This window comes from Serratia sp. CY74737 (assembly GCF_052166775.1).
GTDB classification, from domain to species: Bacteria; Pseudomonadota; Gammaproteobacteria; order Enterobacterales; family Enterobacteriaceae; genus Serratia; species Serratia ureilytica.
In genome coordinates, this window is sequence record NZ_JBJNOF010000009.1 from 73,166 (window position 1) to 97,413 (window position 24,248).

The window sequence follows — 24,248 nt, forward strand, 5'->3', positions numbered from 1 at the left end:
GGCCGCGTCGGGTGCGGTACCGTGAGCATGGCAGGCCAGGCGTCAGTCGCCGCGCCTCAACGGGCTGCGGCCTTGTCGTAAACAGGCTAAATAGGCGTCGTCATCCGGATACCAGCCAACAAGGCGTTGGCCGTCGTTATCCATCCCCTCGAAGGCCTTCAGCAGGCCGGGGGCGAACATGCGCTTTATCAGTTCTTCGGACTGCGCGCTGTCGATGCGGCAGTCGCAGCGCGTCTCTCCGTCAACCTGAACGAAGTTCTGCAACGAAGCGAGACATCGCGCGTCGAGGTCGCCATGGACATGGATAAACTCCCCCGTTTCTACCAGGGTGAGCGCGGTCAGGTCTCCCCCCACCACGAGCGCGTCGTCGTTTCCTGAGCTGCAATAGGCATGGCGTATGCGGACATCGTCACGCACGACCAGTCCGCCCCAGCAAATCAGCGTATCCGCCTGCAGCCGCCCCAGCACGACAATGCCGCCGTCCTCTCGCTGCGGTGACACCGCCAGGCATCCCTCCACGATCACATCGCCGTCCACGATCAGGTAATCGTAATCGTGGCCGTCGTGCTCGTCGGGGAAAAACGCCGGCAGGCGCAGATCGCCTGAATGCCAGCGAATAGCCGGCGGCTCATCATCGTCATCATGCCGGTTCAACAATTCCGCAACCGCATCGGCGACACCGCCGGCCAATGCGGCCAGGCGCGCCGACACCTCATCACCGTTGAGTAAGGGAACGTGGTTGATTTTCATAGGGCCTCAGGGACAAATGTCATTGTGCCAAAGCATATAACATGCGCTTCCAAAGCCAAACAGGCGGTCGTGACCGGGCCCGATGCGGCTTGTCCTCCCACTGGGTGATCTGGCGCCGCGCCTGCCCAGGCTGAGAGGCCGAAAGACGCGGTTTGCAGGTGGGCTTCAGGGACTTCGGGCGCTGCTGCACGGCATTAACGCCCGCAAACTTCGGTGAAGCGCTCATCCCATTCATTGCCGAATTTCATTGCTGAATCCGTCGCCGCCGCTGAAATAGCGGTTCAGGCATGCCATAAAAAAACCCCGGCAAGCCGGGGTTTTTCATTTCATTCAGCCGATTACTTCAGGTACTGACCGGTGCGCAGCGCTTCGATGCGCTTGTCGAGCGGCGGGTGCGACATGAACAGCTCGCTGAACGACTTGGATTTGCCGTTGATGCAGAACGCCATCATGCTGCCCGCTTCCTGCGGTTCATAGCTGGTTTTCAGACGCTGCAAGGCGGCGATCATCTTCTCGCGGCCCACCAGTTTGGCGGAACCGGCGTCGGCATAGAACTCGCGGTGACGCGAGAACCACATGGTGATGATGCTCGCCAGGATGCCGAACACCAGTTCCAGCACCATCGACACGGCGAAGTAAATCATCGGGTTGCCGTTGCCTTCCCCTTCACCGTCGCGGTTGCCCAGGAAGCCGGCGGCAACCTGTGCGATCAGGCGCGAAATGAAGATGACGAAGGTGTTCACGATCCCCTGGATCAGGGTCATGGTCACCATATCGCCGTTGGCGACGTGGCTGATTTCGTGCGCGATAACCGCTTCCGCTTCGTCGCGGCTCATGCTCTGCAGCAGGCCGGTGCTGACGGCGACCAGCGAAGCGTCGCGGCGTGCGCCGGTGGCGAAGGCGTTGATGTCCGGCGCATGGTAGATAGCGACCTGCGGCATGGCGATGCCCGCCTGCTGCGATTGACGGCGCACCGTTTCCAGCAGCCAGTTTTCGGTTTCGTTACGCGGCTGTTCAATCACTTCCCCGCCCACGGAGCGCAGCGCCATCCATTTGGACATCAGCAACGACACGAAAGCGCCGCCGAAGCCGAACAGACCGGCCATGATCATCAGGCCCTGAACGCTACTGGATTGGATTCCTGTCAGGCTGAGCACCAGCCCGAAAACCAACATCACCGCCAGGTTGGTGAGCAGGAACAGAGCTATACGCATCATAAAATGTTTACTTCCTCATAAATGTTAACAAAACACTGTCCAGATACCCTGGATCGTATGGGCATTCGTCACAGTTTCAAGAGTTGCGCGCCATTAACCTACTAAAAATACGAAACTTTACAAAAACGACGCGCGACCGGGATTTGGCAAATTGTAAACGATTGTTGCGCAAGGCGGAGGGATTTTGCAGAAAAATTTCTTTGCCCGCACGCCATGACAACGAGAACCGTTATCCTCACGCTTTATAGGCCAATATCCGCTCAGCGCGTTTCATCATGCCCCGCCTGATTCAGCGGCGACGAAAGTTTGAATCTCGCGATTAATTGTTACATTATAACATCACAATTAATCGTAAAGGGATGTCAATCATGTTATCGCGTATCGTCTGGATGCTGGCGACGTGGCTGCTTTTATGCCACGTCACGCACGCTGAAATTCACCTCACCGACGTTGAAGGACGCCAGGTTACCCTGGCCGCCCCCGCACAGCGCGCCTATATCGGCTTTTACTACGAAGATTTTCTGGCGGTGAACGGCCCGGAGAGTTATCAACAGGTCGTCGCCTTCTCCAAGAGCGACTGGGCGTTGCGCACCAGCCAATGGGCGCGCTATCAGGCGGCGCTGCCACGGCTCGCTCAACTGGTCGATGTCGGTTCGCTCTATAACCAGAGCTTCGATTTTGAACGCCTGCTGACCACGCGGCCAGACCTGCTGATCCTGGCGAAGTGGCAGCTCGACGGCTTCGCCAACTACCTGCCGGTGCTGCAACAGCTCAACATTCCTTACATCGTCGTCGACTTCAATCAGGGCGTTGAAGTCAAGCTCGCCAGCATCCGGTTAATGGGCCAGGCGATGGGCCACGCCGAGCGAGCGGAACGGCTGGCCGACGAATATCGCCAAAGTCTCGAGGATACCCGGCGGCGCATCCGCCAGGCGCAGCTGCCGCCGCCGGTCACCTACATTGAACTGGGGGACAAGGGCCCCGGCGAGTACGGTAGCAGCTATGGCGCATCGATCTGGGGGCCGCTGCTGCAGCTGGCTGGCGCCAACAATATCGCCGCCGGCGTCGTCGGCAGCCCTTCCCCCTTGCGCGCCGACTATGTCCTGACCCAACGGCCCGAGGTGATTTTTCTCGCCGGTGGCGACTGGGAAAACATGCCGAACGCCGTGCCGATGGGCTACGGCACGCAGGCAGCCCCCCTACAGACGCGCCTGACGCAATACGCCCGGCGGGCGGGATGGCCGCAACTGCCGGCGGTAAAAAATCAGCGTCTTTATGCGCTTTACCATGGCGGCGCGCGCACGATTTACGATTTTATCTTTGTCCAGTATCTGGCGAAAGCGCTCTATCCCGCCGCGTTTGCCGATGTTGATCCCGCGCGCAATCTGGCGCAGTTCTACCATCAATATTTGCCGATAGAGGCGGACGGCGTCTTCTTGCAACGCTGGCAAGGAGAATAACCGTGGCCCACACAGGACGTGCGTTTTTGCGACGGCGCAGGCTGCGCCGCGGGCTATTGACGCTGGCGCTGCTCAGCGCGCTGCTGGCGGCGACCGCCATCGATCTCACCGTCGGCGCCGCGCAACTTGGCCTCACGGATATCGTGCGGATGCTTTGGCCCGGCTCTGCGCCTGGCAACGCACTGCATCAGGCGGTTTTCTGGTCGATTCGCTTGCCGATGACGCTCACCGCCTTGGTGGTCGGCGCCAGCCTGGCGCTGGCGGGCCTGCTGATGCAGACCGTGCTGGCCAATCCCCTCGCCAGCCCCTATACGCTGGGGATCTCTGCCGCGGCGGGGTTCGGCGCGGCGCTGGCGATCCTCACCGGCTTCAGCCTGGGCGGCGCGTTGGCGCTGGGCACGCCGCTGCTGGCTTCGCTGATGGCGCTGTTGGCTTGCGTGCCTGTCTATCTGCTGGGACAACGCCGCGGCATGACGCCGCAAATATTAGTGTTGAGCGGCATCGTGGTGCTGTTTTTCTTTCAGTCACTGCAATCGCTGCTGCTGTTTCTGGCCGCGCCGGAAGCCATGCAGCAAATCGTCTTCTGGCTGTTCGGCAGCCTGCTCAAAGCCAATATGCACGGCGTGGCGATCACCGGCGTCGTGTTGCTGTGCGCGCTGTTCATCAGTCTGCGGCTCGCCTGGCGGCTGACGGCGCTGTCCGCCGGCGAAGAGCAGGCCCAGGGGCTGGGCATCAATGTCAGCGCCTTGCGCAAGCTGGCCTTTCTCCTGGCGACCTTGCTGACGGCCGCCTCGGTCTCGTTTGTCGGCACCATCGGGTTCGTCGGGCTGATCGCCCCGCATTTCGCCCGCTTTCTGGTGGGTGAGGATCAGCGCTACCTGATCTGCATTTCCGCCCTCTGCGGCAGCCTGCTGCTGCTGTGCGCCTCGATCGTCGCCAAGCTGGTGATGCCGAACGGCGTGGTGCCCATCGGCATCGTTATCGCCCTGATCGGCGTGCCGGTGCTGTTTTACTTCGTCACTCGACAGGTTAAACGCCCATGACTCAACTGACCCTCACCCGCGTCGGCGTCTCGCTGCATCGCCGCTCGCTATTGGCAGACGTTTCTTTGAGCTGGCCGGAGGCGCAGCTCGGCGGCATCATCGGCCCCAACGGCGCTGGCAAATCGACGCTGCTCAAAGCGATCAATCGCATGGTGCCGTGCAGCGGCGAGATCGCTTACCGCGAGCGCCCTCTCGATCCGAAAACCAGCCGTATCGCCTATGTGCCGCAGCTTAATCGCTGCGATTCGGCATTGACCGCTTTTGACATGGTGCTGCTGGGCAAGGTACGCCAGTTGAGCTGGCGCATCAGCGCCGCCCAGGCCGATGCGGTCGAGCAGGCGCTTACGGAATGTGGCATTTCCGCGCTCGCCGATCGCCCCTTCAACCGTCTCAGCGGCGGCCAGCGACAGTTGGTGATGCTGGCTCAGGCCTTCGTTTCTCAGCCGCAGATCATTTTGCTCGACGAACCCACCAGCGCGCTGGATATCCACCACCAGCTGCGCGTGCTCAATCAGATCGCCGACTACGGCCGGCGTCACCGCTGCATCACGCTGCTGGTGATCCACGATCTGGGGCTGGCGCTGCGCTATTGCCACTCACTCACGCTGCTCGCGCACGGACGCGTCGTTTGCCACGGCGATACCCATCAGATGATGGGACATCCGATGGTGTCCCGCGTATTTGGCGTCGCCATCGAAAACGGCGTCAGCCCGCAGGGCTACCCCTATCTGCTGCCGACACAGCTGTTACACGCACACGGAGAATCCCCATGTACACTCTGACCAAGGCGGACATGCTGGCGCAACTCGCCGGCTTGCAACAGGAAATTCACCAGCTTCACCGTTCCGCCCGGCAAGATCGGCGCCATTTTTCCCTGCTGGAACGGCGTTTCAGCCGCCTGCAGGCCTTTAACGACGAACCGCAGCTGCAGGCCTATCGTCAAAAGCTGGAAAACGACCGTTTGATAACGGCGCAGATCACCCAACTGCGGGCGACGGCCAACGCCGCGTTGTGCGACTACGAGAAGCATCGCGTCTCGGCGCTGTGCCGGGAACCGGCGCAAATCAACGCCTACCTGAACAGTTTCGACCGCGCGCTGCAGCTGGAGATCGCGGCCGCCGACATTAAACCCGGCGAACGGGTGCTGCTGGTGGGCAGCGGCGCATTGCCCACCACGGCGCTGGCGCTGGTCGCCAGGCTCTCCGCCACCGTCATTTGCTACGATTGCGATCCGGCGGCCCAGCGTTTTGCCCGCCAGCTTACGCGCCACCTGGGGCTGGTGCAGCAGATGCCCTGCATCGACAAGCTGAACGGCCTGACGCACAACGATATCGATCACATCATCATCGCCTCTCTGGTGGCGGACAAGCAGGGTTTGCTGAAGGCGCTGCGGCCTTTGCTGCCCCAGTGCGGCAAATTGCTGGTGCGCTATGGCAACGGCCTCAAGTCGATCTTCAACTGCCCTTACCACCACCAGGCCGCCGGCTCGCCCTGGCGCGTCAGCGGTAAACCGCTCACCACCCCGCTGTACGATCTCTTGATTTTGGAGCCTCACCGCCATGAATAATGCCTTTCCCACCCTGATCCTCGGCGCCGGCCCGGCGGCGATCCAACTGGCGGCGGACATCAAGGCCGCGGGCAATGCGCGCATCGGCCTGTACAACCGCCCCAGCGAAAAAGGGCGCCGCCTGAAGCAATATCTGACGCACACGCCCAGCCTGTGGCTGACGGGCGCCGGTAAGGCGCAGCGCACCCAAGACGATGCGCAGGTGACGATTGATCGCTATTGCGATGATCTGGCGCTCGTCGGCGGCGACTGGCGCAGACTGATCCTTGCGGTCCCCACCGATCAATACCATGACGTGCTGCGACAGGTGCCATGGGCGGCGTTGCCCCAACTGCGCTCACTGATCCTGCTCTCTCCCTCCATCGGCTCCGGCTTGATGGCGCAAAGCCTGCTGCAGGAGGCCGGGCAATCCCACGTCGAGGTCATCAGCCTGTCGAGCTACTACGCCGACACCAAGTACCAGAACGCCGAACAGCCTTACCGCGCCTACACCAAGGCGTTCAAGCAGCGGATTTATCTGGCCGACGCAGGCGCAAGGTCAGACTGCGCCGAACTCGACTGGCTTTGCTCGCTGCTGGCGCGTCACGGCATTGACGCCCAACGCTGCGACAGCCTGCTCGCCGCCGAGCGCTTCAGCATCACCAATTATGTTCATCCTCCGCTGGCGCTGGCCGAAACCACGCTGCAGGCGATATTCCAGCCGCAGGCGCCGATCCAGTACCTGTATAAAACCCACCCTGAGGGCCCCATCTGTCCCGAGGCGATCGCCGACATGCTGGCGCTCTCGCAGGATTACCAGCAGTTGCTCAACCGGCTCGGCATCGAGGCCATTAACCTGCTGCGCTTTTTGAATGACGACAACTACCCGGTTCCGCCCCGTATGGTGAGCCGCCGCTGGATTGACCAATTCCCGCAGCTCGCGCCGACGGAGCAATGCTATGCGCTGTTTACGCGTTATACCGCGCTGCTGGTCGACCCCTATTCCGAGCCGGACGCGCAGGGCCGCTACTATGATTTTTCCGCCGTCAGGGTCGCCCGCGTCTTCCAGGATGCCCAGGGGCGCTGGCGCCTGCCGCGCGTGCCGCAAGAGGACGTGCGCAAACTGCGCGTCCTGGTCTTGCTGGCGCAGCGGCTTGACGTCGAGATGCCCGCCGCCCAGCGTCTGTTGGCCCGCTTTCAGCAGGCGCTGCAGCACTTCGTCACCCGGATCGGCGCCGAGCATTGCCATCGCTCGTTGCTGGACGATACCTGCGACGAGCAGGCGGACATCATTTACCGACAATGGCGGAGGCAAGCATGAATCAGGGTGCGCTACTGGCCATTTTTGCCTCGTTGATTTTCAGCGTCATGAACGCGCTGGTTAAAACTATCTCCGATGCTATTCCCACCGGTGAAATCGTGTTCTTTCGCAGCAGCATCGGCTGTGTGCTGGTTCTGCTGCTGATGTACCGCCACCGCATCGCCTTCAGCCGCGTAGACCGGCCGCTGCTGGTGTTGCGCGGCACCATGGGCGGGCTGTATCTCATTTGTTATTTTTACAGCATTGCCCATCTGACGCTGGCCGACGCCAGCATGCTGGCCTATCTGTCGCCGTTTTTCTCCATTTTGCTCTCCTTGCTGGTGCTGCGTGAACGGGTCAGCGCCTGCACCGCGTTTTGGCTGGCGATGGTCATCATCGGCGCCGTGCTGCTGGTGCGGCCGTGGCACTTCTCGGCCTATACCCTGGCGTCGCTGGTCGGCGTGATGAGCGCGGTGTTCGCCTCGATCGCCTATCTGTCGGTCAACAAACTCAGCAAGCGCCACCACAACTACGAGATCGTGTTCTACTTCCTGTTCATCGCAACGCTGATCTCGCTGCCGCTGATGTGGAACGCGTTCGTTTGGCCCAACGCCTATCAGTTCGCCATTCTGCTCGCCATCGCCCTGGTGTCGCTGTTGGGGCAGGTCGTCTTAACCCAGGCCTTCTCTTCCGATAACCTGATCGTGGTCTCGGTGGTGCGCTATATCGGCATCGTGTTCAACATCGCCTGGGGTTGGCTGTTCTGGCATGAGATCCCGCTGCTGCTGTCGCTGTTCGGCTGTCTGCTGGTGGTGGTTTCCTGCATTCAGCTCGGGCTGCGTCACCGCAAGAAACCGGCTTAAGCCGGGCTTGCCGCAACCAAAAAAAACGCACCCGAGGGTGCGTTTTTCACAGGCAAAGCCGTGGCCTTATTTGGCCGGCGTCGGCTGCTGAGCGGGCTGATCCTTTTCCAGATGAGCCAGGTCCAGCGCGATATGCACGGTTTCATCCAGGTACGGATCCGGCTCCTGGTAATCCTTCGGCAGATCGTCGAGCGATTTCAGCGGCTTCTTGCCCGCACGTTCCAGACGCTCGTTGATGCGTTTCAGACGGGTCGCGTCGTCATCGTGGTTCTCTTTCTCGCGCACCGCCAGATTGAGGGACACGATGTTGCGTTTATCCTTCAGTGCCTTGTAATGCGCGATATCCTGCGCGATGTACTGGAACTCCGGATTTTGCGCGATGCGCTGCTGGTGATCTTTCAGCAGCTCCGGCTCGAACGGCGCCATATCGCCGGTCTTGCTGTAGGTCGCCGCATTGATGCTGTCCCACGGCATGGCGTTGTCTTCAAACGCTTCGCCGGTTTCCGCCGGATCGACGCCGGTCGGCATCAGAATGTCCGGCGTCACGCCCTTGCGCTGGGTGCTGCCGCCATTGACGCGGTAGAACTTCTGAATGGTGTACTGCACGGAACCGAGCGCCGGCCACTCAGGGCGCAGCATCTGATCGTAGATACGGTTCAGCGAACGGTACTGCTGCACGGTGCCTTTACCGAAGGTCGGCTCGCCGACAATCAGCGCGCGGCCGTAATCCTGCATCGCCGCCGCGAAAATTTCGGAGGCGGAGGCGCTGAAGCGATCGACCAGCACCACCAGCGGGCCTTTATAGTAGGTCACGCCGTCGGTGTCGGCGTCTTCGCGCACTTTGCCATTGTTGTCGCGCACCTGCACCACCGGGCCGCTCGGAATGAACAGGCCGGACAGCGACACCGCTTCGGTCAGCGCGCCGCCGCCGTTGGTGCGCAGATCGATGATCACGCTCTTGACGTTCTGCTTGGCCATCTTCTGCAGCTGCACTTTCACGTCATCGGTCAGACCGACATAGAAGCCGGGGATGTCGAACACCGCCACCTTCTCTTTACCGACGGTCTTGATGGTCATTTTCACCGCGCGGTCTTCCAGACGGATGCGCTCGCGGGTCAAGGTGACCACGCGGGTTTTGGTGCCCTTGCCGGCCGGCAGGATCTCAAGACGCACCTTGCTGCCCTTCGGCCCTTTGATCAACGACACTACGTCGTCCAGGCGCCAGCCGATCACGTCCACCATCGGTTTGCCGGCCTGGCCGACGCCGACGATGCGATCGCCCACGGTGATCGCCTTGCTCTTCGCCGCCGGACCGCCCGGCACCATCGAGTTGATCAGGGTGTAGTCGTCATCCATCTGCAGCACCGCGCCGATGCCTTCCAGCGACAGGCTCATCTCGGTGTTGAACTGCTCGGTGTTGCGCGGAGACAGATAGTTGGTGTGCGGGTCGATTTCATGCGCAAAGGCATTCATCGCCAGCTGGAAGACGTCTTCGCTGTTGCTTTGCGTCAGGCGCTTGATGGCGAACTGATAGCGCTTGGTCAGCGTGTCGCGGATTTCTTTGTCGGTCTTGCCGGTCAGCTTGAGGTTCAGCTCGTCATACGTGACTTTCGCATCCCACAGGCTATCCAGTTCGGCCTTGTCTTTCGGCCACGGCGCTTTGCTGCGGTCGAGATCGATAGTGCCGTTGCCGGTGAAGTTCATCGGCTTGTCCAGCAACGACAACGCATAGGTGTAACGCTCAAAGCGGCGTTTCTGCGCCAGATTGAACAGCGCGTAGAAGGTGTCCAGCTTGCCGGTTTTCAGCTCTTCGCCAACCTGATTGCGTTTGCCGGCGAACTGCGCCACGTCGGAGGCCAGCAACACGTTATGGTTGTAGTCCAGCATGTTCAGGTAGCGATCGAAGATCTTGCCTGAAAATTCCGCATCGAGGGCGAACTGGCGGTAATGAGAGCGAGTGAAGCGCGAGGTCACGCGCTCACTCACCGTAGCGTGCTGGGGTTCCTGTTGCAGTTGGGGCAGTTGGCCGATGCGGATGTTGGCTGTTTCCGCGCCGTAACTGACACCCGCCCACAGCAGCCCTGCAATCGCTGTTAATCTGACGAATTTGTTCATGCCTGGGTTGGCCTCCGTATCAGAACTGCAAGTGTTCTGCGCGCACAATCATCGCCAGACCGGAAGAGAGCTGCACACGTACGCCATCTTTAGCGATTTCGAGTACGGTAGCATCCATCGCGCTCTTGCCTGCCCTGACTTTGATTTCCTGGCCAATTTGCAGTTTAGAGATATCCGTGACTGGCGCATAACGCGGCTGGCTTTCCTCTTTGGCTGCACGAGGTTGGCGAGCGGGCTGTGGGCGAGTTTGTGGGCGCGGCTTGCGGTTTTCCGGCGCGGCTCCGCCTTCGCGACGCGCAGCGGGCTTTTTACCAGCTGGACGCGGACGGCGCGGAGCGGCATCGGCGGATTCGCCGGCGGCTTCACGTTTTTTGGCGTTTTGTTCGGCACGCTGTGCCTGAACGCGCGCTTTGGCTTCTTCAAGCTGCTGGCGAGCATGATCGACATGCTGCTGCTCCAGTTCTCCGCACGGATTGCCGTCCAGATCGACGCGCTGCGCGCCAACCTTGACGCCGTACAGGTAACGCCAGCTTGAGGTGTATAGGCGCAGGGCAGAACGCAATTGCGTTTTGCTGAGATTCTCTTCCCCCTGCACGCGCTCTACCAAATCCTGAAAAATACCGATTTTCAGCGGACGAGCTTCGCCTTCGGCGCTAAAGCAGAGCGGAAAACGCTCGGCAAGAAAAGCAATGACTTCTTTACTAGAGTTCAACTTAGGTTGATTTTCCATGAAATTTCCTGATTACAACGGTATTGCCAACAAGCCACAGGCATGAACAGGCGTCATTATAATGACGCCATCGGTAATTGCCACGTTAACCGTCGATCAACTTGCCGCCACAGTCACATATTTCGCACTGTCACACTGTTCCAGTTGCTCACAAAGCCCCGCCACCACTGCTTTCAGGCCCACTTCGTCCTGTTCGTCGAAGCGTTGATAAACCGTGCTATCGATATCCAAAACGCCGATCGCTCGGCCGCCAACCGCCAGCGGCAGCACGATTTCCGCGTTGCTGGCCGCATCGCAGGCGATATGGCCCGGAAACGCATGCACGTCGCCGACGCGCTGCACGCGATTTTCCGCCACCGCCGTGCCGCACACGCCCTTGCCCACCGGAATGCGCACGCAGGCGATCTTGCCCTGGAACGGCCCCAGCACCAGTTGGTCGCCATCCATCAGATAGAAACCGACCCAGTTCACGTCATCCAGACGCTCGTTGAGCAACGCGCTGGCGTTGGACAGCGCCGCGATAAAGTTGGTTTCCCCGCCGAGCAACGCGCTCAGGTCACGTTTTAATTCCGCGTAGAATTGTTCTTTTGTCATGTGTTAACCATTGAAACAGTGAAGATGGCCAGAAGCCCAAAGCTTAGGCCCTATAAAATAAGCATTAAATGCGTATAGCCACAAGGTTAATCATCTGTTGCTTCACAAAACCCCGTCGCTCGGGGTATGTTTGCCGCTCAGAATCCCGGTTTACCTCGTTTTACCGTCCGGCGCCCGATCGCCGGTGACGCGGCCGGTTTATTTTTCAGCTACGCTGACAGTTCCGGCGGGCTCAAGGGCAGTTACTTGTCAAAAATGAAAATACACGCGATCACCGCCCCCCTTTCCAAAGCGCGCCACCAACGCTGCTGCGAGTGCGACCTGCTGTTCGTGCTGCCGCCGCTCAGCGGCAATCAGGCCGCCTATTGCCCGCGCTGCAACGCCAAGGTGGTGAGCGGCCGCGACTGGTCGATGACGCGCCTGACCGCCATGGCGATCGCCATGCTGCTGCTGATGCCGTTCGCCTTCACCGAGCCGCTGATCAGCATCCGCCTGCTCGGCACGCGCATCGACGCCAGTTTGCTGGAGGGCATCTGGCAGATGAGCCGCCAGGGCGATCCGCTCACCGCCAGCATGGTGGCGTTTTGCACCATCGGCGCCCCGCTGACGCTGGTGCTGTCGCTGCTGTACCTGCGCTTCGGCCATGCGCTCGGCATGAACCTGCGCCCGGTGCTGCTGATGCTGGAGCGGCTCAAAGAGTGGGTGATGCTGGACATTTATCTGATCGGCATGGCGGTGGCGGCGATCAAAGTGCAGGATTACGCCGACATCCAGCCCGGCAGCGCGCTGATCGCTTACCTGTCGCTGACGGTGCTGAGCATCCTGACGCTGATCCACGTCAACCTGGAGCAGCTGTGGGAGCGCTACTATCCGCAGGAACAGCCGGAAGGCCCGCCGACGGCGCTGCACATTTGTTTGTCCTGCCACTATACCGGCTATCCCGACGCGCGCGGCCGCTGCCCGCGTTGCCATGTGCCGATGTGCCATCGCCAGCCCTACAGCCTGCAGAAAACCTGGGCGGCGCTGATCGCGGCGATGATCCTGCTGATACCGGCCAACCTGCTGCCAATTTCCATCATTTACGCCAACGGCACGCGGCTGGAAGACACCATTTTCTCCGGCGTGGTCTCATTGGCCACCTCCGGCAACGTGCCGATCGCCGCCATCGTGTTCATCGCCAGCGTGCTGGTGCCCTTCACCAAGGTGATCGTGCTGATCGTGCTGTTGCTGAGCATCCACTTCAAAACCTCGCACAGCCTGAAGACGCGCATTCGTCTGCTGCGCCTGGTCACCTGGATCGGCCGTTGGTCGATGCTCGATCTGTTCGTTATCGCCTTGATGATGTCGCTGGTAAATCGCGATCAACTGTTATCTTTTACTATGGGACCGGCCGCGTTTTACTTTGGCTCGGCGGTCATTTTGACTATTCTTGCCGTTGAATGGCTCGATAGCCGATTGATTTGGGATGCACATGCAACAGGAAACGCCGACTACACCGACTGAAGCGCGGGTCAAGAACAAACGCCGCATTTCACCGTTCTGGTTACTGCCGTTCATCGCCCTGCTGATCGCCGGGTGGCTGGTCTATAACAATTTCCAGGAGCGCGGCACCACCGTCACCATCGATTTCCAATCGGCGGCGGGCATCGTCGCCGGCCGCACGCCGGTGCGCTACCAGGGCGTTGAGGTCGGCACGGTGCAAAAAATCAGCCTGAGCAAAGATCTGCGCAGCATCGTGGTCGAAGCCAGCATCAAAAGCGATCTGGAAGACTCGCTGCGCGAAGGCACCCAGTTCTGGCTGGTGACGCCCAAGGCCTCGCTGGCCGGGGTTTCCGGGCTCGATGCGCTGGTCGGCGGCAACTATATCGGCATGATGCCCGGCAGCGGCAAGGAGCAAACCCACTTCACCGCGCTCGATACCCAGCCCAAGTACCGCCTGAACACCGGCGAGCTGATGATTCACCTGCACGCCGACGACCTGGGTTCGCTCAACAGCGGCTCGCTGGTCTATTACCGTAAAATCCCGGTTGGCAAGGTGTATGACTACACCATCAGCGAAGGCAACAAGGGCGTAACCATCGACGTGCTGATCGACCGCCGCTTCGCCAACCTGGTGAAGAGCAACAGCCGCTTCTGGAATGTCTCCGGCTTCAAGGGCGATTTCAGCCTGTCCGGCGCCACGGTGCAGATGGAGAGCCTGGCGGCGCTGGTCAACGGCGCCATCGCCTTCGATTCGCCGGCCGATGGCCAGCAGGCCAAGGGCGATCAGAACTATACCCTTTACCCGGACCTGGCCCACAGCCAGCGCGGCGTCAATATTCTGCTGGATCTGCCGAGCGGCAACAATTTGAGTGAAAACCGCACGCCGCTGATGTACCAGGGGCTGCAGGTCGGCACCCTGACCAAGCTGACGTTGCAACAGGACAGCAAAGTCACCGGTGAACTGACCATCGATCCTTCGGTGGTCGATCTGATGCGCAGCGGCACCCGCATCGTGATGCGCAGCCCGCGCATCAGCCTCAACGACGCCAAGCTCAGCCAACTGCTGACCGGCACCACGCTGGAACTGGTGCCGGGTGAAGGCGAACCGCAGCAGCGCTTCAACGTGCTGGACAGCAGCGAAACGCTGTTGCAACAGCCGGGCGTGTTGACCGTCACGCTGAATGCGCCGCAAAGCTACGGCATCGACGTCGGGCAACCGCTGGTGGTGCACGGCGTGAAAGTCGGCCAGATCCTGAGCCGCACCCTGACCGCCGGCGGCGTGGTGTTCACCGCCGCCGTTGATGCGCAATATCGCGGCCTGCTGCACAAAGACAGCAAATTCGTGGTCAACAGCCGCCTCGACGTCAAGCTGGGAATAGACGGCATGGAAGTGCTCGGCGCCAGCGCGCAGGAGTGGGTAGACGGTGGCGTGCGCATTATCCCCGGCAGCAAAGGGGAGCCTGGCGGCCAGTACCCGCTGTACGCCAACAGCGAAAAAGCCGAGGAAGGCATCGTCGGCAACGCCCCTTCCACCACCCTGACCCTCAGCGCCACCAGCCTGCCGGACGTGCAGGCCGGCTCAGTGGTGCTGTATCGTAAATTCCAGGTGGGCGAGATCGTCAACGTGCGGCCAAAGGCCAACGAGTTTGAGGTGGACGTCTACATCAGCCCGGAATACCGTAAGTTGCTGACCCGTGAAAGCATCTTCTGGGCCGAAGGCGGCGCCAAAGTGCAGCTCAACGGCAGCGGCCTGACGGTGCAGGCTTCGCCGCTCAACCGCGCGCTGAAAGGCGCCATCAGCTTCGACAACCTGCAGGGCGTGACGCTGAACAAAGGCGCCAATCGCGTACTGTACGCCAGCGAAACCGCCGCCCGCGCGGTGGGCAGCCAAATCACGCTGAAAACCTATGACGCCAGCAAGCTGTCGGCGGGCATGCCGCTGCGTTACCTCGGCATCGACGTCGGCCAAGTGGAGTCGCTGCAGCTGGCGCCGGAGCGCAACGAAGTGTTGGCCAAAGCGGTGCTGTATCCGGAATACGTACAGACCTTCGCGCGCCTCGGCAGCCGCTTCTCGATCGTGTCGCCGGAGATCTCCGCCGCCGGCGTCAGCAACCTCGATACCCTGCTCCAGCCTTATATCAACGTGGAGCCGGGCCGCGGGCGCGAGTTGCGCACCTTCGAACTGCAGCAGGCCAGCATCACCGATTCGCGCTATCTCGATGGGCTGAGCGTCGTGCTCGACGCCGCCGAAACCGGCTCGCTGCAGATCGGCACGCCGGTGCTGTTCCGCGGCGTGGAGGTCGGCACCATCACCGGTTTCTACCTAGGCGCCATGTCCGATCGGGTGCACGTCGCGCTGCGCATCAGCAAGAAATACCAGCATCTGGTGCGCAACAACAGCGTGTTCTGGCTGGCGTCGGGTTACAACCTGCAGTTCGGCCTGACCGGCGGCGTGATCAAGAGCGGCACCTTCCAGCAGTTCATTCGCGGCGGCATCGCCTTCGCCACCCCGCCGACCATCCCGCTGGCGCCGAAAGCGACACCGAACAAGCACTTCCTGCTGAATCCGGAAGAGCCGAAGGACTGGAAAACCTGGGGCACCGCCATTCCGCGCGATTAACTTTCGCGTTTTCCTCAGGGCCCGGCAATGCCGGGCCCTGTTTTTTTCCGCTTTGTGATAAACTCTCGCCCTTGTCTTTATTGCACCCTGAGAGTTCGCCCCGTGGCCAAATCCACCGCCGTTTTTCTGCCCCCCGCTTTCCTCGACGCCACCCGCGCCATCATGCCCACCGAGCTGGCGATGGACGATTTTATCGCCGCCTGCCAGCGCCCGCTGCGCCGCAGCCTGCGCGTCAACACGCTGAAAATCAGCGTCACCGACTTCCTGGCGCTGGTGCAGGACTACGACTGGCGATTGGAACCCATTCCCTGGTGCGCGGAAGGTTTCTGGATCGAGCGCGACGATGAAGAGCTGCGATTGGGCAGCGCCGCCGAACATTTGAGCGGCCTGTTCTACATTCAGGAGGCCAGCTCGATGCTGCCGGTCAGCGCGCTGTTCGCCGGCGGTGCAGCGCCCCATCGGGTGCTGGACGTGGCGGCCGCGCCGGGCTCCAAAACCACCCAGATAGCCGCGTTGATGGATAATCAGGGCGGCATCGTCGCCAACGAATACTCCGCCAGCCGGGTGAAAGTGCTGCACGCCAATATCAGCCGCTGCGGCGTGAAGAATACGGCGCTGACCCACTTCGATGGCCGGGTGTTCGGCGCCGCGCTGCCGGAGAGTTTTGACGCCATTCTGCTCGACGCCCCCTGCTCCGGCGAAGGCGTGGTGCGCAAAGATCCGGACGCCATGAGCAACTGGTCGCCGGAAAGCGTCGCCGAGATCGCCGCCACCCAGCGCGAGCTGATCGACAGCGCGTTTCATGCGCTGGCGCCGGGCGGCGTGATGGTTTATTCCACCTGCACCCTCAATGCGCAGGAAAATCAGCAGGTGGTGCGCTGGCTGCTGGACACCTATGGCGATGCGGTCAGCATCGAGCCGCTGGGTGAGCTGTTCCCCGGCGCCGACAAGGCGTTGACCGCCGAGGGCTTCCTGCACGTCTTCCCGCAGATTTACGACAGCGAAGGGTTTTTCGTCGCCCGCCTGCGTAAAAAACACGCCGTGGGGCCGTTGGCGAAGCCGACCTATAAAGTCGGTAAATTCCCGTTCAGCCCGCTGTCCGGCAAAGAGGCGGCGCTGATCGCCCAAGCCGCCGCCGCATCCGGCTTAACCTGGGGCGATGACAGCAGGCTGTGGGAGCGCGACAAGGAAATCTGGCTCTTCCCGGCCGAGCTGGAGCCGCTGTTCGGCAAAGTGCGCTTCTCGCGTATCGGCCTCAAGCTGGCGGAGCGCTTCCCAAAAGGTTTCCGTTGGCAGCACGAAGCGGCGATCGCCCTCGCGGGCGCCGACGGCAAACAGCATTTCGAGCTGGACGCCGCGCTGGCCCAGGAGTGGTATCACGGCCGCGATCTCTACCCTGAGCAGCCGCCGGCGGGCGACGAGTGCATCGTCACCTATCAGGGGCAACCGCTGGGCATCGCCAAACGCATCGGCAGCCGCATCAAGAACAACCTGCCGCGCGAGCTGGTGCGCGACGGCGCGCTGGATTTTCACCTGTAATCGCCCTGGCGCCGGGGAGCCGCTTTCCCCGGCGATAAATAAAGATAACAATATTCCCACCGCCATTCGTTATTATTCTAATCATTTCACCATCACGTTATTTCACCCGCGCACGCTTGCCCTGTGCCAATTAAAAAGTTTTGACCTTTGATAAAGACAATTTCACGTTCTTATCCTATTAATTTAAATGTAAGTAAATAAATGCGTGCAACTCAGCTCTGGGTGGCGTTTTTGCGGACTTTCTCTGACATGGCAAGGAATCATGATGAAAAAAACTCTGCTGGTTTTGCTCTCGTTAACACCTCTGCTGTGCATCAGTGGCGCAGCCAACGCAGCGGGCACCATTCAGGGCACGCTGGGCGTGACAATGACCATCGGCGCCGGGTGCGTGGTCACCGGCGGCAACAGTTCCGGCACCACCAACGACTTTGGTTCCATCAGTTTCGGCACCTACTCGTCGCTGGCTAACGTCATCACCGCCAGCGCCACCGGCAGCGGCGGCACCGGCACCTTGGGGCTGAACTGCACCACCGGCACCAACTACACCGTGGCGCTGGACAACGGCCTCAACGCCTCCGGCAGCCAGCGGCGCATGGCCAGCGGCGTGCCCGCCTACATCAGCTATAACCTCTACCAGGACAGCGCCCACGCCGTGCCGTGGAACAGCACCACCGGTGTGCTGACCGGCACCGGCACCGGCTCGGCGGTCCCGTTGATCGTCTACGGTCTGGTGCCCGCCGCGGGCACCACCCCGGCCGCCGGCGTGTACAACGATACCGTCACCATGACCGTGACCTGGTGATGCCTGCCGACACGGGGCGCCACCATGGCGCTCCGTCATTCATTAATGTAATAATATTCCTACCCACCCTCTCGTTATCTCAAACACGATTTCCCTGATGTGTTTACGCTGCACTCAACCTGCGATCTCGCTTAAAAATAAATAAAGTTTTTAATCTTTCGGCAAGACATTCTCCCGTTCTTATTCTATTAATTAATCTGTAAATAGATTAATGCATTTGACTCATTTTTCGGGCTTTTTGGCAGGCTTCTCTACTACGGCAAGGAACCATGATGAAAAAGACTCTGGCGGCATTAACCTCGGCAGCGGCCCTGCTGTGCACCTCTGGCGCCGCCTTTGCGGCAGGCACCCTTCAGGGCACGCTGGGCGTCACTTTAACCATCGGCGCCGGCTGCGTCGTTACCGGCGGCAACAGCTCCGGCACCACCAACAACTTCGGCTCTATCAGCTTCGGCACCTACTCGTCTCTGGCTAACGTCATCACCGCCAGCGCCACCGGCAGCGGCGGCACCGGCACCTTGGGGCTGAACTGCACCACCGGCACCAACTACACCGTGGCGCTGGACAACGGCCTCAACGCCTCCGGCAGCCAGCGGCGCATGGCCAGCAGCGTGCCCGCTTACATCAGCTATAACCTCTACCAGGACAGCGCCCACGCCGTGCCGTGGAACAGCACCACCGGCGTGCTGACCGGCACCGGCACCGGCTCGGCGGTCCCGTTGATCGTCTATGGTCTGGTGCCCGCCGCGGGCACCACCCCGGCGGCAGGCGCGTACAGCGATACCGTCACCATGACCGTCACCTGGTAAGCATGACGCGCCTGGCCGTCACCTGCATGCTGCTGTCGTTGGCAGGCGCTTGCCGCGCCGACGTCAGCACTGCGACGGTCGGCGTCAGCGCCACCTTGGCCAAATCCTGTGTCGCAGGCACCACCAGCGGCGGCAACACCACGTTCGGCACCTTTAACTTCGGCACGGTTTACTTCCTCAATACGGCGATAAAAGTGACCGGCCAGGCGAACGCCGGCGCACTGCAGATCAACTGCAACAACGGCACCAGTTACACGGTGCTGCTCAGCGGCGGACAGAGCGGCAATACCGCTTCGCGCTATCTGCAAAGCGCGGCGGGCGCCCGCGTGAACTACAACCTGTATACCAGCGCCAGCTACGCCACCGTCTGGGATAACGTCACCGGCGTGACGCAGACCGCCACCGGTCAAAGCGTCTGGCTGCCGGTGTACGGCATGATCCCGGTGCAGGCGACGCCGGCGACGGGCACTTATACGGACACGGTACAGGTGACGATAAATTGGTGATTAACGGAACGCTGCGCACCCTGCTGCTGACGGCGCTGCTTGGCGCTCCGGCGGCACATGCCGATACCGTCAGCCAGGGCTTCACGGTCAATGCTTCGATCATCAAAGGCTGCGTGCTCGGCAGCGGCGTCACCAACGTTACCTCGTTCGGCAGCATGAGCTTCGGCCAGGTGGCGTCTTTAAGCAGCCCGATAAAAATTGTCTCGAGCGCCGGCGCCGGCTCGATCCTTATCCGCTGCAACCCCGGGCTCAGCGTCACCCTGGGATTGAACGTCGGCAATAACGTGACCGGCTCCATCGCCGGCGGGCGCAAGCTGTTGAACTCGGTCACCTCGGAAACGCTGATTTACCAGCTCTACCAGGATGCCAACTACGCCGTTTTGTGGGGAGACGGCGGCAACGGCGGCGCCGCCCAAACCGTCTCCTCCACCGGCAGCACGCAGGAAATAAAAATCTACGCCAGTTTAATGGCGAGCAGCACCTTGCCCACCAGCGGCACCTACAACGATACGGTCTTAGTGACGGTGAGTTATTGAGCTTTTAAAAGGATCACATTATGCGTACTACTCTGCTTCGCCTGCCTCTGCTGGCAGGATTGTTGTTAGCCGGCCAGCCGCAGGCCTTCGCCGCCGCCTCCATTCTGATTTGGCCCATCGATCCGGTTATTGAAGACAACCAGCAGGCGACGGCCCTGTGGCTGGAAAACCGCGACAGCAAGCCGGTTTACATGCAAATTCGCGTGCTGGGCTGGCAACAAACCGGCGGTAAGGACGATTACCGCAACCAGAGCGAGGTGCTCGCCAGCCCGCCGGTCGCCACCATTCTCCCCGGCAAACGCCAACTGATTCGCCTGATCAAGCAGACGCCGGCCGCCGCCGGACAAGAGCGGGCTTACCGCATCCTGGTCGATGAAGTGCCGATCAAAGATAAAGATGGCGCAGCGCCCGACAAAGGCGCGCAGATGGGGCTGAAATTCCAGATGCGTTATTCGGTGCCGCTGTTCGTCAGCGGCAAAGGCGTCTGGACCAAGCAAGACTTCGAACACCCGCGCGACTACGCCACCGCCAACCAGCCGAAGCTCAGCTACCGGCTGCTGCAACAAAACAGCCAGCGCTGGCTCGACGTGCGCAATGACGGCATCGTGCATGCTCGCCTGTCGCAGGTCAGCATTCAGGGCAAACCGCTCAACAACGGGCTGCTGGGCTATGTGCTGCCGGGTTCGCAAATGCGTTTCGCCCTGCCGCCGTCGGGCAGTTTTGCCGCCGGCAAGCTGCAGGCGATGGTCAACGACAACAAGCAGCCCGTAACCCTTCCGTCTTACTGAGCCCGAGGCGCAGGTGATGCGGATGTCGCCATCGCCCTCACGCGGCATGCAGCTCAAGCCGCTGGCCCTGGCCGTACTCTGTATGGCGGTAGAACTGTGCCCGCCGCCTGCCGCCGCCGACGATTTGCCACCGCCGCCCCGCGCCGTCAGCATGCCGGATACCACGCTGTATCTGGAGCCGGTGGTGAATGGCCGCCCGACCGGCAAAGTCGTGCCGGTCGCCTACCGCGGCGGCCATTATTATTTAACGCCTCAGCAGCTGATCGATGCCGGCCTGCCGGTGACGGACAAACAGGTGAAAGAGATCGCCGTCGATCAACTGGATAAGGTCGACGTCACCTACAGCGGCGAAACGCAGCAGTTGCTGATCTCGGTGCCCAACGATTGGCTCCCCAGGCAAACCCTCGGCGACGCCAACCCGGAGCAGCGGCTGCCGGCGCAAAGCAGCCTGGGCTTCTTGCTGAATTACGACGCCTACGTCAGCCAAAGCGGCGGGCGCGGCAATCCGGGCTATTTTTCCGCCTGGAGCGAACAGCGGCTGTTCGACGGCTTCGGCGTTATCGCCAACACCGGCATTTTCCGCAGCAGCTTCAACGGCGAGACCGCCGCGCAGCAGAACAATCGCTATATCCGCTACGACAGCAGTTGGCGCTACAGCGACGACGACGCCATGCTCAGCTATACCGCCGGCGATCTCACGACCGGCTCGCTGCCCTGGACCAGTTCGGTGCGCGTCGGCGGTCTGCAGGTAGCGCGTAATTTCGCCACGCGGCCGGATCTCATTACCTATCCGCTGCCGCAGTTCTCCGGCCAGGCCGCCGTGCCGAGCAGCGTCGATCTGTACATCAACAGCTATAAAAACACCTCCGCCAACGTGAATCCCGGCCCGTTCACCCTGAATACCGTGCCCTACATCAACGGCGCCGGTCAGGCGACGGTGGTGACGACCGATGCGCTCGGCCGCCAGATCAGCACGACGGTGCCGTTCTATGTCGCCAGTTCGCTGCTGCAGGCCGGGTTGAGCGATTTCAGCCTGTCGGCAGGCGCGCTGCGCCAAAACTACGGTTACCGATCCGCGGACTACGGCCAGTGGGTGGCCAGCGGCAGCGGACGTTACGGCGTCACCGACTGGCTCACGCTCGAAGGGCGGGCGGAAGGTGCGGCGGAGTTGGCGGTCACCGGCGCCGGCGCCGGCGTGCGCATCGGGCAGCTAGGGGTGCTCAACGCCTCCTACAGTTACAGCCAGGCGGGCCGCGACGCTTTCAACGCCCCTCCGGTCACGCCGCGGTATTACGATCCGGTCACCGGCCAACCGGTGCAGCAACCGGATGCCGAGCCGGTCTATCAGTACGCCGGCCGACACGGCGATCAAACCAGCCTGAGCTACACCTACAGCAATCAGTATTTCAGCCTCAACGCTCAACGGGTGCTGCGCAGCGCGGACTTTGGCGATCTATCCACCTACAAGAGCAGCTATCGGCTGAGCCGCCGCACCGATCAGCTGACCGGCAGCATCGGCCTGAGCCGCTTCGGCAGCCTGGGCGCCGGTTATTTCGACGTGCGCGACGCCATCGGCCAGCGCACTCGCCTGGTCAACCTGTCGTACAGCCTGACGCTGTGGCGCAACATCAGCCTGTATGCCTCGGCGAACCGCGAGATTGGCGGTGACGGTTACAGCTCTCAGCTGCAGATCAGCATTCCGTTCGATACCTGGGGCACCGCCAACGTCAGCACCGCCCGCGACGCCGGCAACCGCTGGAGCGAACGCGTGGCTTACAGCCGCGCCGCGCCGACCGACGGCGGTTTCGGTTGGAATCTGGCCTATGCCGGCGGCCAGGGCAGCAACAGCGATTATCGTCAGGCGGATGTGACCTGGCGCACCTCGCTGTTGGAAACCCGCGCCGGGCTGTATGGCAACCGTAACGACTACACCCGCTGGGGCGAAGTCAGCGGTTCTCTGGTGGCGATGAACGGCGGCGTTTATGCCACCAACACCATCAACGATGCCTTCGCGCTGGTATCGACCGACGGCTACGCCGGCATACCGGTCAGCTACGAGAACCAGCGCATCGGCGTCACCAACGACAAAGGTTATCTGCTGGTGCCCACCGTCACCTCGTATTACCACGCCAAGTTCCAAATCGACCCGCTCAATTTACCGGCGGACGTTAACCTGCCGGCGGTCGAAAAAACCGTCGCCATCCGCGATCACAGCGGCTACCTGGTCGAATTCCCCGTCCAGCGCATGTCCGCCGCCGACGTGGAGCTGGTCGATGCGCAAGGCAAACCGCTGGCCAACGGCAGCCAGGTGGCGGTGCTCGGCGGCAATCAACAAAGCTACGTCGGATGGGATGGCATGACCTATATCGATCCGGTGCAGCAACACAACCGGTTAAGCGTAATCCCAGCCGACGGCGGCCCGCCGTGCCAGGTCAGTTTCAGCCTGGCCAACCCGCAGGGGCTGCAACGCGTCGGCCCTCTCGTCTGCCAGTAACACACGGAGAAGAAGAATGATGTCTCGGCAAGTGAAAATCTTTTTGGCGGCGCTGCTGTTGATGTGCGGACAACGCGCGCTGGCGGACTGCGCCACCACCAACGGCACGGTTACCCTGCCCAGCAGCAACTCCTTCGCCGTCTACAACGGCCAGATAAGCGCCCAAGGCACCGCGGGGCTGAACTGCACCGGGCTCGGGCTCAATTTGCTGACGCAAAACACCGTCACGGTCAAGATCGCTTCCACCACTAACAACATGGCCCTGCTGAACGGCAACGGCTCAGGCGATAAAATTTCTTATTTGATCTACCCGGATTCGAACTACCAGTATCCGTATAGCGTCGGCCAGACCATCGATTACAGCTCGCTGAATCTGCTGTCGCTGATCCTGATCTCTTCCAACGTCAACTTTCCGGTGTATATCAAAACCGTCGTCGGCGCGAACGTCAGCGCCGGCACCTATACCGATACCATCAACCTGGTGTGGAACTACCATATCTGCGGCCTGGGCCTGATAGGGCTTTGCATCTGGTGGGACGGCACCAATCAACCCAGCACCGTGACCGTCACCGCGGTCATCACCAAGAGTTGCCTGATCAACACCGCCAACAACGTCAACTTCGGCAGCATGGCCTTAGTGGGGCAATTCAATCCGATCAACCAAAGCATCACGCTGACCTGCACCAAATCCCAGTCTTACAGCTCCTACTTCACCAACGGCAACAATCCGATCACCGGCTGGCGGCAAATGCTCAGCGGCACCAGCAACTTCCTGCAGTATCAGATCTATTTGCCCAATACCAGCACCGTGTGGAGCAGCACCAACGCGCAAAGCGGCACCGGCACTGGCCTGGCGCAAAGCATCCCCTTTACCGCCGCCGTCAATCCGGCGCAGACCGAAGTGCCGGTCGGCACCTATCAGGATAACGTCAGCTATGTCGTGACTTACTAGCGCAGCCGCTAGCCGCCCGGCCGAATGTTGCCAGAGTGTATTTTTTATGTGGCATTTTTTGCTCATTTGGCTATGCTCATACCGATGACCTGACTGGTCTAA

At 61.2% G+C, this 24,248-nt stretch carries 21 protein-coding genes; 16 read left to right on the top strand and 5 right to left on the bottom strand.

What is annotated here, in order from left to right:
* Positions 1 to 42: 42 nt before the first annotated feature.
* On the bottom strand, positions 43 to 750 hold the full coding sequence (locus ACJ8PE_RS14590; protein ID WP_197792931.1) for a hypothetical protein: 708 nt from the start codon (positions 748 to 750) through the stop codon (positions 43 to 45).
* A gap of 338 nt (positions 751 to 1,088) precedes the next feature.
* Positions 1,089 to 1,967 (bottom strand): protease HtpX, encoded by an 879-nt coding sequence (htpX, locus tag ACJ8PE_RS14595; RefSeq protein WP_033652481.1) that lies wholly within the window; start codon positions 1,965 to 1,967, stop codon positions 1,089 to 1,091.
* Between the two features lie 368 nt (positions 1,968 to 2,335).
* On the opposite strand from htpX, the gene ACJ8PE_RS14600 reads away from it, so the two are divergent.
* From ACJ8PE_RS14600 to ACJ8PE_RS14625, 6 genes are read left to right on the top strand one after another with little or no spacing between them, the layout of a single operon-like run.
* A complete protein-coding gene (locus tag ACJ8PE_RS14600; protein WP_197760014.1) occupies positions 2,336 to 3,427 on the top strand; it encodes an ABC transporter substrate-binding protein in 1,092 nt (363 codons plus the stop codon).
* Between the two features lie 2 nt (positions 3,428 to 3,429).
* The gene (locus ACJ8PE_RS14605; protein ID WP_273873880.1) at positions 3,430 to 4,470 is read left to right on the top strand and encodes a FecCD family ABC transporter permease; all 1,041 of its coding nucleotides are present in this window, start codon (positions 3,430 to 3,432) and stop codon (positions 4,468 to 4,470) included.
* Positions 4,467 to 5,252 (top strand): ABC transporter ATP-binding protein, encoded by a 786-nt coding sequence (locus tag ACJ8PE_RS14610; RefSeq protein ID WP_197792932.1) that lies wholly within the window; start codon positions 4,467 to 4,469, stop codon positions 5,250 to 5,252. Before ACJ8PE_RS14605 ends, ACJ8PE_RS14610 begins: the two co-directional genes overlap by 4 nt.
* Positions 5,240 to 6,037, top strand: a complete 798-nt coding sequence (locus ACJ8PE_RS14615; RefSeq protein WP_197792933.1) for a nicotianamine synthase family protein — start codon at positions 5,240 to 5,242, stop codon at positions 6,035 to 6,037. Before ACJ8PE_RS14610 ends, ACJ8PE_RS14615 begins: the two co-directional genes overlap by 13 nt.
* Positions 6,030 to 7,337, top strand: a complete 1,308-nt coding sequence (locus ACJ8PE_RS14620) for an opine metallophore biosynthesis dehydrogenase (protein WP_197792934.1) — start codon at positions 6,030 to 6,032, stop codon at positions 7,335 to 7,337. The genes ACJ8PE_RS14615 and ACJ8PE_RS14620 overlap by 8 nt, the downstream gene beginning before the upstream one ends.
* Complete coding sequence (locus tag ACJ8PE_RS14625; RefSeq protein ID WP_033642846.1) at positions 7,334 to 8,179, top strand: DMT family transporter; 846 nt, start codon at positions 7,334 to 7,336, stop codon at positions 8,177 to 8,179. Before ACJ8PE_RS14620 ends, ACJ8PE_RS14625 begins: the two co-directional genes overlap by 4 nt.
* A 66-nt stretch (positions 8,180 to 8,245) precedes the next feature.
* On the opposite strand, the gene prc is transcribed toward ACJ8PE_RS14625, so the two are convergent.
* The 3 genes from prc to ACJ8PE_RS14640 form a co-directional block, all read right to left on the bottom strand.
* Positions 8,246 to 10,294, bottom strand: a complete 2,049-nt coding sequence (prc, locus tag ACJ8PE_RS14630; protein ID WP_033642845.1) for a carboxy terminal-processing peptidase — start codon at positions 10,292 to 10,294, stop codon at positions 8,246 to 8,248.
* Between the two features lie 19 nt (positions 10,295 to 10,313).
* Positions 10,314 to 11,024: an RNA chaperone ProQ gene (gene proQ / locus ACJ8PE_RS14635; RefSeq protein WP_004931497.1), complete on the bottom strand. Its 711-nt coding sequence runs from the start codon at positions 11,022 to 11,024 to the stop codon at positions 10,314 to 10,316.
* 96 nt (positions 11,025 to 11,120) lie between these two features.
* Positions 11,121 to 11,618, bottom strand: coding sequence for a GAF domain-containing protein (locus ACJ8PE_RS14640; protein WP_033642843.1), 498 nt, complete (start codon positions 11,616 to 11,618; stop codon positions 11,121 to 11,123).
* 255 nt (positions 11,619 to 11,873) lie between these two features.
* On the opposite strand from ACJ8PE_RS14640, the gene yebS reads away from it, so the two are divergent.
* The 10 genes from yebS to ACJ8PE_RS14690 all read left to right on the top strand — a co-directional run bounded on the left by yebS (position 11,874) and on the right by ACJ8PE_RS14690 (position 24,146).
* The gene (gene yebS, locus ACJ8PE_RS14645; protein WP_033644263.1) at positions 11,874 to 13,121 is read left to right on the top strand and encodes a membrane integrity lipid transport subunit YebS; all 1,248 of its coding nucleotides are present in this window, start codon (positions 11,874 to 11,876) and stop codon (positions 13,119 to 13,121) included.
* Positions 13,090 to 15,720, top strand: coding sequence for a PqiB family protein (locus tag ACJ8PE_RS14650; RefSeq protein ID WP_197792935.1), 2,631 nt, complete (start codon positions 13,090 to 13,092; stop codon positions 15,718 to 15,720). The genes yebS and ACJ8PE_RS14650 overlap by 32 nt, the downstream gene beginning before the upstream one ends.
* Positions 15,721 to 15,822: 102 nt before the next feature.
* Positions 15,823 to 17,259, top strand: coding sequence for a 16S rRNA (cytosine(1407)-C(5))-methyltransferase RsmF (rsmF, locus tag ACJ8PE_RS14655; protein ID WP_197760008.1), 1,437 nt, complete (start codon positions 15,823 to 15,825; stop codon positions 17,257 to 17,259).
* Positions 17,260 to 17,524: 265 nt separating this feature from the next.
* Complete coding sequence (locus ACJ8PE_RS14660; protein ID WP_033642841.1) at positions 17,525 to 18,061, top strand: Csu type fimbrial protein; 537 nt, start codon at positions 17,525 to 17,527, stop codon at positions 18,059 to 18,061.
* Positions 18,062 to 18,333: 272 nt separating this feature from the next.
* Positions 18,334 to 18,870, top strand: coding sequence for a Csu type fimbrial protein (locus tag ACJ8PE_RS14665; protein ID WP_197760061.1), 537 nt, complete (start codon positions 18,334 to 18,336; stop codon positions 18,868 to 18,870).
* A 2-nt stretch (positions 18,871 to 18,872) separates the two neighbouring features.
* Positions 18,873 to 19,376: a Csu type fimbrial protein gene (locus ACJ8PE_RS14670; RefSeq protein WP_197760007.1), complete on the top strand. Its 504-nt coding sequence runs from the start codon at positions 18,873 to 18,875 to the stop codon at positions 19,374 to 19,376.
* Entirely contained in the window at positions 19,370 to 19,912 is a 543-nt protein-coding gene (locus ACJ8PE_RS14675) for a Csu type fimbrial protein (protein WP_042784322.1), read from the top strand. Before ACJ8PE_RS14670 ends, ACJ8PE_RS14675 begins: the two co-directional genes overlap by 7 nt.
* A 20-nt stretch (positions 19,913 to 19,932) precedes the next feature.
* Positions 19,933 to 20,700, top strand: coding sequence for a fimbrial biogenesis chaperone (locus ACJ8PE_RS14680; protein ID WP_046686936.1), 768 nt, complete (start codon positions 19,933 to 19,935; stop codon positions 20,698 to 20,700).
* Between the two features lie 22 nt (positions 20,701 to 20,722).
* The gene (locus ACJ8PE_RS14685; RefSeq protein ID WP_373275647.1) at positions 20,723 to 23,194 is read left to right on the top strand and encodes a fimbria/pilus outer membrane usher protein; all 2,472 of its coding nucleotides are present in this window, start codon (positions 20,723 to 20,725) and stop codon (positions 23,192 to 23,194) included.
* Positions 23,195 to 23,210: 16 nt separating this feature from the next.
* Positions 23,211 to 24,146, top strand: coding sequence for a Csu type fimbrial protein (locus ACJ8PE_RS14690; protein ID WP_197666332.1), 936 nt, complete (start codon positions 23,211 to 23,213; stop codon positions 24,144 to 24,146).
* Positions 24,147 to 24,248 lie beyond the last annotated feature (102 nt).

What these genes read in the sequence shown, in the direction of transcription:
- ACJ8PE_RS14590 (WP_197792931.1), bottom strand. Translation starts at nt 750, where the DNA reads ATGAAAATCAACCACGTTCCCTTACTCAACGGTGATGAGGTGTCGGCG.
- htpX (WP_033652481.1), bottom strand. Translation starts at nt 1,967, where the DNA reads ATGATGCGTATAGCTCTGTTCCTGCTCACCAACCTGGCGGTGATGTTG.
- ACJ8PE_RS14600 (WP_197760014.1), top strand. Translation starts at nt 2,336, where the DNA reads ATGTTATCGCGTATCGTCTGGATGCTGGCGACGTGGCTGCTTTTATGC.
- ACJ8PE_RS14610 (WP_197792932.1), top strand. Translation starts at nt 4,467, where the DNA reads ATGACTCAACTGACCCTCACCCGCGTCGGCGTCTCGCTGCATCGCCGC.
- ACJ8PE_RS14615 (WP_197792933.1), top strand. Translation starts at nt 5,240, where the DNA reads ATGTACACTCTGACCAAGGCGGACATGCTGGCGCAACTCGCCGGCTTG.
- ACJ8PE_RS14620 (WP_197792934.1), top strand. Translation starts at nt 6,030, where the DNA reads ATGAATAATGCCTTTCCCACCCTGATCCTCGGCGCCGGCCCGGCGGCG.
- ACJ8PE_RS14625 (WP_033642846.1), top strand. Translation starts at nt 7,334, where the DNA reads ATGAATCAGGGTGCGCTACTGGCCATTTTTGCCTCGTTGATTTTCAGC.
- prc (WP_033642845.1), bottom strand. Translation starts at nt 10,294, where the DNA reads ATGAACAAATTCGTCAGATTAACAGCGATTGCAGGGCTGCTGTGGGCG.
- proQ (WP_004931497.1), bottom strand. Translation starts at nt 11,024, where the DNA reads ATGGAAAATCAACCTAAGTTGAACTCTAGTAAAGAAGTCATTGCTTTT.
- ACJ8PE_RS14640 (WP_033642843.1), bottom strand. Translation starts at nt 11,618, where the DNA reads ATGACAAAAGAACAATTCTACGCGGAATTAAAACGTGACCTGAGCGCG.
- yebS (WP_033644263.1), top strand. Translation starts at nt 11,874, where the DNA reads ATGAAAATACACGCGATCACCGCCCCCCTTTCCAAAGCGCGCCACCAA.
- ACJ8PE_RS14650 (WP_197792935.1), top strand. Translation starts at nt 13,090, where the DNA reads ATGCAACAGGAAACGCCGACTACACCGACTGAAGCGCGGGTCAAGAAC.
- ACJ8PE_RS14660 (WP_033642841.1), top strand. Translation starts at nt 17,525, where the DNA reads ATGAAAAAAACTCTGCTGGTTTTGCTCTCGTTAACACCTCTGCTGTGC.
- ACJ8PE_RS14665 (WP_197760061.1), top strand. Translation starts at nt 18,334, where the DNA reads ATGAAAAAGACTCTGGCGGCATTAACCTCGGCAGCGGCCCTGCTGTGC.
- ACJ8PE_RS14670 (WP_197760007.1), top strand. Translation starts at nt 18,873, where the DNA reads ATGACGCGCCTGGCCGTCACCTGCATGCTGCTGTCGTTGGCAGGCGCT.
- ACJ8PE_RS14680 (WP_046686936.1), top strand. Translation starts at nt 19,933, where the DNA reads ATGCGTACTACTCTGCTTCGCCTGCCTCTGCTGGCAGGATTGTTGTTA.
- ACJ8PE_RS14685 (WP_373275647.1), top strand. Translation starts at nt 20,723, where the DNA reads ATGTCGCCATCGCCCTCACGCGGCATGCAGCTCAAGCCGCTGGCCCTG.
- ACJ8PE_RS14690 (WP_197666332.1), top strand. Translation starts at nt 23,211, where the DNA reads ATGATGTCTCGGCAAGTGAAAATCTTTTTGGCGGCGCTGCTGTTGATG.